Below are 14,593 nucleotides of genomic sequence, written 5' to 3' on the forward strand. Positions count from 1 at the left end.
AAACAAATAAGGCGATTAAAAAACTTCATGGATATTCCTTTAAAATCTTCTCAACCTACTCTTTGGCAACGTATGAAAGGAAATACCATGTTCATGGTAGGAATTTCCATACTTGGGACTTTAATTCTAAGCGCCATTGTTCTCCCATGGATTTATCCTAATTATGAACAGACATCTTTAGAACACACTCTAGCCCAACCAGGGAAAATGTTTCCCTTCGGAACAGATTCTCTAGGACGTTGTATGTTGGCTAGAACTATTCAAGGCATTCGCCTATCACTATTAATCGCAGTAACAGCAACCCTTATAGATGTCTTTGTAGGACTTCTTTGGTCTACGGTGGCATTATCCTCAGGGAAAAAAGTTGCTTTTTTAATGATGCGTATTACCGAGATCTTATTCTCAATTCCTAGAATTCCCGTCATCATTCTTCTTCTTGTTATCTTTGATCATGGGATTCTTCCCCTGATTCTTGCCATGACACTCACAGGATGGATACCCATAGCACGAATTATCTATGGGCAATTTCTACTATTGGAAAATAAAGAATTTGTACTTTCTGCGAAGACTATGAATGCATCTACACTCCATATTCTAAGAAAACACCTGCTACCCAACACTCTTACTCCGATTATCTCCACGCTAATCTTCACTATTCCTGGAGCTATCTATACAGAAGCTTTCATTAGCTTTTTAGGCTTAGGAATTCAACCTCCACAAGCTAGCCTAGGAACCCTAGTAAAAGAAGGTATTAATGCTATTGACTACTACCCCTGGTTGTTTTTCATTCCATCATTTTTCATGATTACACTCTCAATAAGCTTTAACCTTATTGGAGAGGGAGCAAAAGCCCTATTTATAGAGGAAAACTCTCATGCCTGATACCTTAATCAATATACAGAATCTCACAATAGCATCGAATAATCCGCGTAGATTACTGATAGACAATCTCAGTCTTATAATTAGAAAACAGCATAGTCTAGCTTTAGTTGGAGAAAATGGGTCAGGGAAAACAACAATCACTAAGGCAATCCTCGGCTTTCTTCCAGATAATTGTGAGATTGTAAAGGGTGATATCTTCTTTGAAGATCAGAACTTAAAGACAATGTCGTATAAAAATTTCCAAAAGATCCGAGGCAAGAAAATAGCTACGGTATTGCAAAATGCCATGGGATCTCTTACGCCATCTATGCGTATAGGAGCACAAATTGTAGAAACCCTAAGACAACACAATCCCATAACCAAAAAAGAAGCTTATTCAAAAGCTATAGAATTATTAGCAAGCGTACGCATACCTAATCCAGAACGCTGTTTTCACCTCTATCCTTTTGAACTAAGTGGAGGTATGCGCCAACGTACAGTAATCGCTATATCTTTAGCAAGCTCTCCAGAACTAATTCTCGCTGACGAACCTACAACAGCTCTAGATTCTGTATCGCAAGCTCAAGTATTGCGCATATTACGTAAAGTCCATAAAGAGAACAATACAGCAATGTTGTTAGTTACCCATAATCTCGCATTAGTAACAGAGCTTTGTGACGATATTGCAATTATTAAAGATGGTCAACTTGTAGAAACAGGAAGCGTAAAAGAGATTTTCTCTTCTCCACAACATCCCTATACAAAACGCCTTTTAAAAGCTGTATCGAAAATCCCTCTAACAGCCTCTTCTTCACCTATTTTAAAAGCAAAGCTCGAAACTTTAAGAAATACAGATACCCTGCAGACAGTTCATGACTAATTTAATTACTATAAACAATCTATCCATTTCAATTAGGAAGCAAATCATTCTCAATGATATCAACTTACAATTGAAAAAAGGAGAATGTCTAACAATTGTCGGTGCAAGTGGATCTGGAAAGTCCTCACTAGCTCTGGCCATTTTAGGATTAATACAACCTAATCAAGGTACTATTACCTTTCATGTTGATCCTAAAACACCAAAAGCAAAGACAGTACAAATTGTCTGGCAAGATGTACATTCCAGTCTAAATCCCACAATGAGTATCGAAGATCTTATTTTAGAACCCCTGCATATCATAGGAACCTACTCCAAAGAGAAACAGAAAGAAAAAATCCAACGTGTTTTACAGCTTGTTAACCTACCGCCATCCGTACTACGATTAAAACCTCACAAACTTAGTGGTGGTCAAAAACAACGTGTAGCAATCGCAAAAGCTTTGGTATGTGAACCAGATCTCCTTATTTGTGATGAACCAATATCTGCTCTAGATACCCTTAATCAATCACTCATCTTAGAGCTTTTCCAAACAATAAAACAACAATGTGAAAGCACGCTTCTCTTCATTACTCATGATATGTCAGCAGCTTATTACATTGCAGATACGATTGCTGTTATGGATAAAGGATCCCTCGTAGAATATGGTCCCAGAGAAAAAATCTTCCTAGACCCTAAACATGCAAAAACCAAAGAACTTCTTGATGCCATACCGATATTTTCTTTAGAAGATGCCGAATGTAATCCCTCCTATACATCTCAAGAAAAAGTACTTATTTAAACTAGACAAAAGAAATTAGACGTGACCTGAAGGTCTAAAGTTCTTTGTAGTATGTGAAGAGTTATGTATACTGCGTTGCATACTCATCTTACAATTTGTCTTAAATTACACAATTGTAAAACAGCAATTACAAAGATAAAAATAGTCTTATACATTACTTAGAGAATTGCCTCTCAATAGCATGTGAAAATCGTTATTGAGCACTTTAGGCGTTATGTGTAAATCGTTGACAGGAAGAAGTTGAGCATGCTACGAATCAAACTAACAGCCGTTGAAATGGAGCATCATTGACGATGGAAATCTCTCATATCTTGGAAGACCTCGCTTACGACGAAGGGATCCTTCCCAGAGAAGCTATAGAAGCTGCTATCGTCAAACATACGCAAATTACCCCCTATTTACTTCAGATCCTTGAAGACGCTACGGAGCGTGTGCCCGAATTAATCAACGATGGTAGTTATCAAGGGCATCTCTATGCTATGTATCTACTAGCACAATTTCGCGAAACTCGCGCTCTTCCATTAATTATCAAGCTCTTTTCCTATACTGATGATACGCCTCACGCAATTGCTGGAGACGTTCTTACTGAAGACCTTCCAAGAATTTTCGCTAGCGTATGTGATGATGAATCTTTGATTAAAGAGCTTATAGAGTCTCCAGGAATTAATCCTTACGTAAAAGCTGCAGGGATTTCTAGTCTTGTGCATCTTGTAGGAATAAAAAAAATCTCTAGAGATGCAACTATTCGTTATTTTGGAGAATTGCTAAACTATAGGTTAGAAAAAAGTCCTTCTTTTGCTTGGGATAGTCTCATAGCTGCTATATGCGCACTATACCCCGGAGAATTATTCTATCCAATTAGTAAAGCTTTTAACGCTGGTCTCGTAGATATAACTTTCATAAGTATGGAAGATGTCACGAATATCATAAATGAAGAAACTATTGAGTCCTGTCTTCAAGAACTTCTATCCTCGCCAGAACTCATTAATGACACCTTAGAAGAAATGGAAAAATGGCTCGAAGATTTTCCTATAGAGCCCTAACCCTCCCGGGATTTTCCAACAGACTATAACGCAAAGAGGTCCCAAGTGAATAAACAAAAACGTTTCCTATCTCTTTTATTCCTCACTCTCGTACTCTTAGGTATATGGTTTTGTCCTCACCCGGAAGCGATAAATCCCAATGCTTGGCACTTATTTGCTGTATTCACAACAACAATTTTAGGCATTATCCTACAGCCTTTGCCTATGGGCGCCATAGTCATTATTGGGATTTCTACACTTTTACTTACACAAACCTTAACCTTAGAACAAGGCTTATCGGGATTTCATAATCCTATAGCCTGGTTGGTATTCTTATCGTTTTCTATAGCAAAAGGCATTATTAAAACAGGGCTTGGAGAACGTGTTGCTTACTTTTTTGTAAGTATATTAGGGAAAAATCCTTTAGGGTTAAGTTATGGTTTGGTAATTACAGATTTCCTTCTTGCTCCCGCTATTCCCAGTGTAACAGCACGTTCTGGTGGTATTCTTTACCCTGTAGTTATGGGACTGTCAGAATCTTTTGGTAGTTCTGCAGAAAAAGGTACTGAAAGCTTAATCGGATCTTTCTTAATTAAAGTAGCGTACCAAAGTTCTGTAATTACCAGTGCAATGTTTCTTACAGCTATGGCAGGTAACCCTTTGGTAGCAGCCTTAGCAAGTAATGCAGGAGTTGCACTAACTTGGGCAACATGGGCAAAAGCAGCAGTGATTCCTGGATTACTTAGTTTAGTGCTTATGCCTATAGTGCTTTATAAGCTCTACCCACCAACAATCAGCTCCTGTGAAGAAGCAATTCGTACAGCAAAATTACGTCTTAAAGAGATGGGACCTTTGAAAAAAGGTGAAAAGATTATCTTAATGATTTTTATTCTCCTTGTTGTTTTATGGACATTTGGCGACTTATTAAGAATCTCGGCAACAACAGCAGCCTTAATTGGTTTATCTCTACTCATTATCACAAATATTTTAGATTGGCATAAAGATGTTATGGCCAATACCACTGCCTGGGAAACCTTTATTTGGTTCGGTGCTCTTATTATGATGGCATCCTTCCTAAATCAGCTTGGCTTTATTCCTCTAATCGGTGATTCCGTAGCTGCAGGAGTTTCAGGATTATCTTGGAAAGTAGGTTTCCCTATTCTTTTCCTTATGTACTTTTACTCGCACTACCTATTTGCAAGTAACACGGCACATATTGGAGCTATGTTCCCAGTATTCCTGGCTGTTTCTATATCACTAGGAACAAACCCCATTTTTGCCTGTTTAGTTCTCGCTTTTTCAAGTAACCTTTTTGGTGGTCTCACGCATTACGGTTCAGGACCAGCTCCTCTCTATTTTGGATCTCAACTTGTTTCAGTTAAAGATTGGTGGAGATCTGGCTTTGTCCTCAGCATTGTAAATATTGTTATTTGGATAGGGATCGGTAGCTTATGGTGGAAAGTCCTCGGTCTTATCTAAACTGAACATTCCTTCACAACGAGAAAACCTTCTATACGAAGGTTTTCTCATTGTTGATAAAGAAAAACACAGCTAACTTACGAAAATAACCGTATCCATTAATTGTTATGCATCCGAACTCTAGCGATCTCAATGGTGTAGTTATTCCAGGCATGCCTTCTTTGCCTAGAGAACTACAGAAATTCCCTTCTCTAATTCCTACAAATGATCTACGTTTTTCTCCTAAATTTGATGCCGATGTTGCCAATCTATTTCCTAATACTTACGACAGCCCCTATTTAAAATTCACTTCAGGAACTCCGTCACCATCATACCCATTAAAAGTTGGTGTTATGCTATCCGGAGGACCTGCTCCTGGTGGACATAATGTCATTTGGGGACTATTACATAGCTTAAAAAAAATCCATCCGGATAGCTCCTTAATAGGTTTTCTAAATAATGGTCAGGGAATTCTGAATAACGACACGGTAGAAATTACTGAAGAGTTTATGGAATGCTTTAGAAATTCCGGAGGATTCAATTGTATAGGAACAGGAAGAACAAATATCATCACTGAAGAAAACAAAGCTGCGTGTTTAAAAACCGTGAAAGCTTTAGATCTTGACGGTTTGGTAATTATTGGTGGAGATGGCTCAAATACAGCAACCGCAATCCTTGCGGAATACTTTTCTCAACATTACCCTAAAACGTGCGTTGTAGGCGTTCCTAAAACCATCGATGGAGATCTTCAGCATCTATTTCTAGATCTTACTTTTGGATTTGATTCAGCAACAAAGTTTTACTCTTCAATCATTAGCAATATCTCAAGAGATACACTATCGTGCAAAGCTCATTATCACTTTATAAAGCTTATGGGAAGATCGGCATCTCATATCGCTTTAGAATGTACTTTACAAACTCATCCGAACATCACTCTAATAGGCGAAGAAATCGCAGAGAAGAACGTCCCCTTGAAAACGATTATTCATAAGATATGCTCAATCATTGCCGATAGAGCTGCTATGGGGAAATATTATGGGATCATTCTTATTCCTGAGGGTATTATTGAATTTATTCCTGAGATCAATAATCTTGTTAAAGAGATAGAAAGAATTCCCGAAGATATTGATAAATTCTCTTCACTATCTCGAGAATCTCAAAAATTACTCAAAAGCTTCCCTGAGACTATCTCTAACCAGCTTCTTAATGATAGAGATGCTCACGGAAATGTCTATGTATCTAAAATTAGCGTCGATAAACTTCTCATCCATCTTGTAGATAATCACTTAAAAAAGAATTTCAAACATGTTCCTTTTAATGCGATTTCACACTTCTTAGGTTATGAAGGAAGATCCTGTTTACCCACTAAGTTCGATAATACCTATAGCTATGCTCTAGGCTATGGTGCAGGAGTACTGACATTTAATCGATGTAACGGTTATCTCACAGTTATCGAATCTCTAATTAATATAGTGGATAAATGGCGATTACGTGCTATGCCCATCGTGAAGATGTTTACAACAAAGAAAAAGTCAGACGGAACTATAAAACCTCTAATAAAAAAAAGCTTAATCGATATAAGCAGTCCAGCTTTCCTTAAATTTAAATTATATAGAAAAATCTGGGCTCTTGAAGATTCCTATCGCTTCTTAGGACCATTACAAATTGATACCCCACCCAATTCGCATTCTGATCATTTCCCTCCACTAACTCTTCTTCTTAATCATAATGAATGGCAAAAAAGATGTTCAATCTGTATGGAAATACCTGACTGTGATTATTGATCTGCTATCTGTAGATAGAATTATAAAAGTAAGGAATTAGAGTTTGTTCTCGACGAATTCTTTTTAAAAAATTAAATTAACATGTGATAGCCTCCATAAACTCAAGAGATGCAGAACCGAATGAGCACTACATGCCACAAACATGAACAACGCCATGTTATTAAATTTAACATTCTAAATAATATTACAACTTTCGGTATTCTCCATACGCCACTACAAGCTTCTCCTCCTTATCCTTTAGTTGTTACTCTCCATGGATTAGCCTCAAGTAAAATTGGTTCTAAACGTACTTATGTACAATTCGCTAAGAAATTAACAGAATGCGGTATAGCAGTTTTACGTGTTGATCTTCCTGGACATGGAGATGCAGAGGGTTCTCTATATGATTTTTCATTTAATGACTATATCACTAGCACAAATGAAATTATCTCCTATGGTTATGGCTTAAATAATATTAATACAAAAAATATTGCTGTTTTTGGTTCTTCATTAGGAGCAACATTAGCTTTATTAAATATGCCTACCTTACAGTATGTAAAAAGCCTTGCTGTATGGGCACCAACAATTCAAGGTGCTATATGGTTACAAGAAGCTATCAACATTCCTAATAACCTAATTACCCACGCTCCATCCTCAGAAGATATTCTCTATGCAGGTATGCCAATAAATAAAACCTTCTGCTCACAATTTATTGAAATGGATGTGATCAAAGAAATTCCGAAATTTTCAGATTCTTTATCTATACTCCATATGCAAGGAGAAGACGACACAACCGTGTCTTTACATCATCAAAAAATCTTCGCCGAGGCTATGAGCCACAAACCGAATCCTTGTGAGATACGTACGTATCCAAATACAGGACACCATATTCCTCAGTCTTGCTCTATGTTGTCAGAACTTGTACAATGGTTAAAACATCAACTTATTCCCTAGGAACTACCTATGGAGCTTCTCTCTGTAAATAAAAGTTATTTTGAATTACAACGTTTGCATTACCGCCCAGAAACGCTAAGTTTCTTAAAGGGAATTACATCGCTACACATTGTAGATTCTACAGAGTCTCCTTCCATTCCTAAAGACCTTCAAGAATATATTCCTAATTTATGTGCCATCCCTGAAGTGACTATCACAAAAGGAGAAGCTACACCCTCACAACCTTTGAAAATTGGTGTTTTACTTTCCGGAGGACAAGCCCCTGGAGGCCATAACGTGGTTATAGGACTCTTTGAAGGCTTACGTGCTTTCAATCCCAAAACAAAGCTCTATGGGTTTATCCAAGGTCCTTTGGGACTAACGCGCGGGCTATATAAAGATCTCGATATTTCTGTAATTTATGATTATTACAATGTCGGCGGTTTTGACATGCTCTCTTCAAGTAAGGAGAAAATCAAAACTAAGGAACAAAAAAGCACTATTCTCGCTACCGTAAAAAAGCTTAAACTTGACGGTTTACTCATTATAGGGGGAAATGATTCTAATACCGACACAGCAATGCTTGCTGAGTATTTCCTTAAGCATAACTGCAATATCCCTATTGTGGGAGTACCTAAAACTATCGACGGGGATCTCAGAAATTTCTGGATTGAAACACCATTAGGCTTCCACACTTCCTGCCGCATCTATTCAGAGATGATCGGAAATTTAGAAAAAGATACTTTATCTATAAAGAAGTATCATCATTTCGTCCGCCTCATGGGACAAAAAGCTTCTTATACAACCTTAGAATGTAGTTTACAGACCTTGCCCAATGTTACTCTCATCAGTGAACATATCGCTATGAGAAAGATTTCCCTACAAAAGCTTAGCGAACATATTGCTATGGGCTTAGTAAATCGCTATAGATCAGGGAAAAATTATAGTACGATACTTATTCCTGAAGGCTTACTTGAACATATATTTGATACAAGAAAACTCATCAATGAACTCAATATTTTACTATTAGATAATAATCTGAATCTAGAAAATGTGAATAAAAAGCTTTCTCCAGAGTCTCTGAAGACATTTTCTTCTCTACCTATAGAAATTGCTCATCAATTACTTATTGCTAGAGATTCTTATGGAAATGTGCGTGTATCTAAAATTGCCACCGAAGAACTCTTAGCTGCATTAATAAAAAAAGAAATCCAGAAAATAGAACCAAAAATGGAATTCCAACCTGTGAATCACTTTTTTGGCTATGAATCTCGAGCGGGGTTTCCCTCAAACTTCGATGCAAATTATGGATTAGCCTTAGGAATTATTTCTGCTCTTCTCCTCGTCAGACAACGAACAGGTTACATGGTGACTATCAATAACCTCGCTCGTTCCTATAGTGAATGGATTGGCGGTGCTACACCTCTATATAAAATGATGCAGTTAGAACATCGCTTAGGAGAAGATACTCCAGTAATTAAAACCGACTCTGTAAATCCTAACGCTCCAGAAGTACAGTATCTGTTAAATCAAAGTGACACGTGTTTAATGGAAGATCTTTATTGCTTCCCAGGACCGTTACAATATTTTGGTGAAGAACGCTTAGTAGATCAAAGACCATTAACATTGCTATGGGAAAATAAAAGGTAAGAGATAAGAAAAATAAGCACCTTTTAAGGCAACATAGCTGGCTACTTCAAAAAACTACTCTCTAAAAAGATGCTTATAGAAGAAAAATAGCGGTAGTCGGACTTGAACCAACGACTCGCAGATTATGATTCTGCTGCTCTAACCATCTGAGCTATACCGCCACACTAGATGGTAAAATCAATAGCGGGAGAAGGATTCGAACCTCCGACCTTTGGGTTATGAGCCCAACGAGATGACCACTACTCTATCCCGCGATAAGTAAAAGACTTTAGCAAAATCTTATATTTTTACACAAGGGATATATCTTTTAAAAGATTTCCAAGTGCAATCAAAAGCTGCTCTTTCTTCATGTAAGAACGCTTTACCTTTCTGAACGTAAGCAACCCTCTCTTCGGGATGATCAAGTAAAGAAGTTACTACTTCTAACATGTTTCTCTCATCTAAACAGCAACCTGCTCCTATCGATAATAAACGCATCGCTAAATCTGATTGAGATTTAATATAAGGACCAAAAATTAACGGTATACCACATTGTAGAGGCTCCAAAAGATTATGTCCCCCTATCCTATCATCAAATGTACCACCGACAAAAGCAAGATCGGCAGCAAAATATAGCTGTTTTAACCAACCTATAGCATCGACAATAATCGCATCATTGTTATCAAATGTAGTTTCTTGGCTCCATAATCCATAAGAAATATTTTCTTTTACTAAGAGACTTTCCAATTCTTTAGTTCTCTCGATATGACGAGGCACCCAAAGCACTTTGAGATTTCTATGACGAAGTTGACGAATTACAGGAATCCAAGCATCAACATCCTTAGGATGTGTGGAGCCTAAAACAAGCAGCTCTGTATCCTGAGATATTTGGAGCTTCTCTCTCCAATAATTCCGTTTGTTATTTTCAGAGGAAGGTTCTGTATAGGTTTTAATATTTCCTGTGACCGTTATTTTCTTTTCATCAACACCAAGACGTAAAAAACGTGCTTTATGTTGATCATCTTGAAGTAAAAATCCATCTATAGGAGAGAAATAATTTCTGCCAAATCGCTTTAAAATTGTAAACCATTTGCAAGAATTTGCAGAGAGTTTCCCATTAATCACGATTGCTGTAGCTCCTATCTTTTTTGCTTCTTCTAGAAAATTTAGCCAGCAATCTCCTTCTGAAAATACAAGCAAAGATGGTGAAATAGCTCTAACGACAGGTTTAATAATCAAACTTAAATCTAAAGGCAAAATGAAGGTTGTAACTCCCATAGGCCCGAACAACCTTTCCGCGTTCTCGTGTCCAGATTCAGTACAGGCAGTGACAACACAACGCCACTGAGGATAATCTTTCATGAACTGCTGTACAATAGGAACAAGAAGAGATACCTCACCTACAGAAGCCCCATGAAACCAAACTACAGGACCTTCTCCAGGCAACTGAAGTTTCTTTAAACCGAAACGAATTTTTAATGATTTCTTATACTTACCATGAACGAATCTTTTATAAAGAATTTTGGGAAGCGCTACTGTAAATGCAAAAATTAAAAAACAATCATATAAGAAAGTGTGTAGTTTAGTAAGTCGACGTTTGATCATAGAACAAAATTCACCAATCTATTAGGAACAAAAACTTCCTTCTTAATTTCTTTATCCTCTAGATATTTAGCGACAGCTTCTTTTGCTAAAGATAGGACATCTTCCTTAGAAGTTGATTTATCAATATCTAAACGCGCGCGTAGCTTTCCATTTACCTGTATTACAAATGTTACTGAAGTATCTTCTAAATATTTAGGATCTACTTTCGGCCATCCTGCAGCATCTATACCAGGAGCATAACCTAAGGCTGTCCATAGTTCCTCACTAATGTGCGGGGCTATAGGAGCTAAAGCCTGCACAACCATAGCTAAGGCCGATTTAGAATAAATATCAAGCTTCATAAATTCATTTATAAACTCCATAAAAGAAGATGGGATAGTATTTAAAGACATTTTTTCAATATCCTCATCCACACGGTGGACCAATCTATGTGCTAAAGCCATTCCTTTAGGATCATCTATATCTTGAACAGAAGATGACGTCACCATTTCATAGAAACGATTTAGAAAACGTCTGCAGCCAGAAACACCTTGATTACACCAAAGCTTATTCTTATCTAAGGGCCCTGAAAACATTGCATACATACGTAATGCATCTGCACCAAATTCATCGATAAGGATCTGAGGGTCTACTCCATTTAACTTAGATTTAGACATCTTTTCCTGACGTACTTCTAATTCTTCTCCAGAGGTACTCGTCCATCTACCATTATCTTCATGAGCATCTTCAGGATAAACATAACCCTTACCAGGAATTCGATACGAAGTCGCGAGAACCAAACCTTGATTTATTAGTTTTTTAAATGGTTCTGCAGTAGAAACCATACCAGCTTCATAAAATACTCGATGCCAAAAACGTGAGTATAACAGATGTAAAACAGCGTGTTCTGCACCTCCAATATATAGATCTACGGGCATCCAATATCTTTCATTTTCATTAGACCAAGGAGCTTGAGAATTGTGTGCATCACAAAAACGTAGGTAATACCAACATGATCCTGCCCATTGTGGCATAGTATGTGTCTCGCGTCTGCCTAGGCGATTAGTTTTTATATCATGGATATCCACCCACTCTTTTACTTTTGCCAAAGGTCCCTGACCAAAACCTTCAGGACGATAATCTTGCACTTCAGGAGGCAATAAAGGAAGCTCATCGTCTTCTAAAGGACGACAAGTACCATCTTCAAAGTGAATAATAGGGATCGGTTCTCCCCAATACCTTTGTCGGGAAAACAACCAATCACGCAGCTTATAAGCAACTTTAGCTTCCCCTAAATTTTTCTTTTGCAAATAAGCAATTATGTAGTCTTTAGCTTCTTGATCTCTAAGACCATCTAAATGAAAGTCTCCATAGTTACTATGAACACAATACCCATCTTGATCAAGAACCTCACAAATAGGTAAAGAGAAGGTTTCAGCAAATTCTCTATCTCTTTCGTCATGGGCAGGAACACCCATAACAACACCAGAGCCATAACCTAAAATCACATAATCCGAAATCCAAATAGGAATATCTGCTCCAGTTATAGGATGTTTAGCGTATGTTCCTGTAAATACTCCACTTTTTACTTTAGTCTCGCTTATACGATCTCTTTCACTTTTACTTTGAGCAATACGGATATAGCTCTCTACGGCTTCACGCTGATTCTCAGAAATTAATTGATTGACCTCAGGATGCTCCGGAGCAATTACTAAAAATGATACACCACATATGGTGTCGGGACGCGTTGTAAATACTTCTAAAAAGTTTTGGTTATTCACTTCAAAACGAACAAGAGCTCCTTCAGATTTCCCAATCCAATTTCTCTGAAGCTGTTTAACATTTTCTGGCCAATCGAGCTCTTCTAAACCTTCTAAAAGCTGATCGGAATAAGCTGTGATACGTAAAATCCACTGGCGCAACATCCTGCGCTCTACAGGATACCCTCCTTCTATCGATAAACCATTTTCCACTTCTTCATTAGACAAAACCGTTCCCAATTCGGGACAATAATTGACTGCCATATCTGCCATGTAGGCAAGACCTCTTTCATAAAGAAAAAGAAACAACTTTTGCGTCCAACGATAATAATCTGGATCACTAGTAGCAAACTCTCTACCCTCATCATAGGAGAATCCCATAGCAGAAAGTTGTTTTCTAAAATTTTCTATATTCTTTTGCGTGGTTTCTCTAGGATGTGTACCCGTTCTAACAGCGTACTGCTCTGCAGGCAATCCGAAACTATCCCAACCCATAGGATGTAAAACTGAATATCCTTTAGCTCTTTTATAACGAGCTATGATATCTGTAGCAGTATAGCCTATCAGATGACCAACATGTAATCCTGCTCCAGAAGGATAGGGAAACATATCTAATACATAATATTTAGGTTTATTACTATCCTCATCTGCCCTGAAGCTTTCGTGCTCCTTCCAAAATTCCTGCCATTTTTTTTCTATCAAACTAGGATCGTACCGCATAATATCCTGACAAAGAGATCTTTTTAAAACGAAATAGGGGCTAGTGTATCGTTCACCTAATGAAAACACAAGAATCTTCTATCTAGAGATCTTAAAAGATTAAAAATTTTTATAAAAATCAACTTGTGGTACCATTTTATTCCGTTTTTCACTTTCTGCCCATTGACAAAAAAAATATAAAACCCTATTTTAGTTAGCTTTTAATTAGGTTGTTTTCCATGTTTGTTAAAATGCGTAAATTATCCGCATTTATTTCTTTGTTTTTCATAATAGCAAACGCGTGTCAAGCTGAAGCAATTAAAATCCCTGGGTTCCCAGAAATTCCCGACAGCTTACTTGTTATCAATACAACAAAAACTCCGAAAAATGAAATTTGCCGAGCAGTTAATATACAAAGCGGAGAACACAATCTTGTAGGGACTCTACATCTACCAACAACTCCAATGCCAAAAGACGGTTACCCTACGGTTATCTTATTTCATGGATTCCGTGGTAGCACAGTCGGTGGGTTAACAGGATCTTATAGGAAGATTGCACGTTCTTTAGCTCAAGTAGGAATTGCTAGTGTACGTTTTGACATGGCCGGATGCGGCAACAGTGAAGGTATTGCTACCGAAGTGCCTATTAGAACCTACTTAAGAAATGGTGAAGATATTCTTTATGCTGTAACACAGTATCCCGAAATCAATCCGTATAGATTGGGTATCGCGGGTTTCTCCCTGGGCTGCCACACAGCGTTTCATTTAGCAAGTTTTTACAGCCCCAAACAGTTTCAAATTCGCGCCATAAGTATTTGGGCACCGGTTGCAGATGGAGCTATTCTATTTAAAGAAATGTATGAAGCTGTAAAAAATAACACCAATATCGTGGGCAATCTTGGAAAAGATTTCGGATTTGGCCCAGCCCCCCTAGTAGTATGTGAAGAGGATGTGAAAGATTTTCTTTCTCTTCAAGATCATATTGTTTTAAATTCTCTACCCGTTAGAATACCTATTTTACACTTACAGGGTCTTGAGGATAATTTAGTTTCTTTAACTCAACGTGATTTATTTAAAAACACAGCACCTGGAAATACAGAATTTAAAACTTATGAAAATACGGATCACAATCTTGGCTCATCTCCTCATCTAAATGAGATTGTCAACGATATAGTCGAGTATTTTCAATCCATTTTGTAACTTACCTTAAATCTAATGTGTCTATTT

The 14,593-nt window shown here is 37.5% G+C and carries 11 protein-coding genes and 2 tRNA genes; 9 read left to right on the plus strand and 4 right to left on the minus strand.

The features are described from left to right. Positions 1-27: 27 nt before the first annotated feature. From O1W69_RS05205 to O1W69_RS05240, 8 genes are all read left to right on the plus strand, one after another. The gene (locus O1W69_RS05205) at positions 28-882 is read left to right on the plus strand and encodes an ABC transporter permease (RefSeq protein WP_375793494.1); all 855 of its coding nucleotides are present in this window, start codon (positions 28-30) and stop codon (positions 880-882) included. Beyond that, complete coding sequence (locus O1W69_RS05210) at positions 875-1,741, plus strand: ABC transporter ATP-binding protein (protein ID WP_375793495.1); 867 nt, start codon at positions 875-877, stop codon at positions 1,739-1,741. Before O1W69_RS05205 ends, O1W69_RS05210 begins: the two co-directional genes overlap by 8 nt. Then, positions 1,734-2,519, plus strand: a complete 786-nt coding sequence (locus O1W69_RS05215; RefSeq protein WP_375793496.1) for an ABC transporter ATP-binding protein — start codon at positions 1,734-1,736, stop codon at positions 2,517-2,519. Before O1W69_RS05210 ends, O1W69_RS05215 begins: the two co-directional genes overlap by 8 nt. A gap of 287 nt (positions 2,520-2,806) precedes the next feature. After that, positions 2,807-3,562 carry a DUF1186 domain-containing protein gene (locus O1W69_RS05220; protein WP_375793497.1) on the plus strand — a complete coding sequence of 252 codons (756 nt, stop codon included), beginning with the start codon at positions 2,807-2,809 and terminating at the stop codon, positions 3,560-3,562. Positions 3,563-3,607: 45 nt separating this feature from the next. After that, a complete protein-coding gene (locus O1W69_RS05225) occupies positions 3,608-5,020 on the plus strand; it encodes an anion permease (RefSeq protein WP_375793498.1) in 1,413 nt (470 codons plus the stop codon). 107 nt (positions 5,021-5,127) lie between these two features. Continuing rightward, positions 5,128-6,783: a diphosphate--fructose-6-phosphate 1-phosphotransferase gene (locus O1W69_RS05230; protein ID WP_375793499.1), complete on the plus strand. Its 1,656-nt coding sequence runs from the start codon at positions 5,128-5,130 to the stop codon at positions 6,781-6,783. A gap of 120 nt (positions 6,784-6,903) precedes the next feature. Then, positions 6,904-7,716 carry an alpha/beta hydrolase family protein gene (locus tag O1W69_RS05235; protein ID WP_375793500.1) on the plus strand — a complete coding sequence of 271 codons (813 nt, stop codon included), beginning with the start codon at positions 6,904-6,906 and terminating at the stop codon, positions 7,714-7,716. 9 nt (positions 7,717-7,725) lie between these two features. Further along, positions 7,726-9,345, plus strand: coding sequence for a diphosphate--fructose-6-phosphate 1-phosphotransferase (locus O1W69_RS05240; RefSeq protein ID WP_375793501.1), 1,620 nt, complete (start codon positions 7,726-7,728; stop codon positions 9,343-9,345). 87 nt (positions 9,346-9,432) lie between these two features. On the opposite strand, the gene O1W69_RS05245 is transcribed toward O1W69_RS05240, so the two are convergent. From O1W69_RS05245 to leuS, 4 genes are all read right to left on the minus strand, one after another. Continuing rightward, a tRNA-Met gene (locus O1W69_RS05245) sits at positions 9,433-9,506 on the minus strand. A 20-nt stretch (positions 9,507-9,526) separates the two neighbouring features. Beyond that, positions 9,527-9,599, minus strand: a tRNA-Met gene (locus O1W69_RS05250). Positions 9,600-9,624: 25 nt separating this feature from the next. Then, on the minus strand, positions 9,625-10,929 hold the full coding sequence (gene waaA / locus O1W69_RS05255; RefSeq protein WP_375793502.1) for a lipid IV(A) 3-deoxy-D-manno-octulosonic acid transferase: 1,305 nt from the start codon (positions 10,927-10,929) through the stop codon (positions 9,625-9,627). After that, positions 10,926-13,388, minus strand: a complete 2,463-nt coding sequence (gene leuS, locus O1W69_RS05260) for a leucine--tRNA ligase (protein ID WP_375793503.1) — start codon at positions 13,386-13,388, stop codon at positions 10,926-10,928. The genes waaA and leuS overlap by 4 nt, the downstream gene beginning before the upstream one ends. A gap of 230 nt (positions 13,389-13,618) precedes the next feature. On the opposite strand from leuS, the gene O1W69_RS05265 reads away from it, so the two are divergent. After that, on the plus strand, positions 13,619-14,566 hold the full coding sequence (locus O1W69_RS05265; RefSeq protein ID WP_375794008.1) for an alpha/beta hydrolase: 948 nt from the start codon (positions 13,619-13,621) through the stop codon (positions 14,564-14,566). The last annotated feature ends 27 nt before the right edge of the window (positions 14,567-14,593 follow it).

This window comes from Chlamydia sp. 12-01, from assembly GCF_042234205.1.
Classification (GTDB): domain Bacteria; phylum Chlamydiota; class Chlamydiia; order Chlamydiales; family Chlamydiaceae; genus Chlamydia.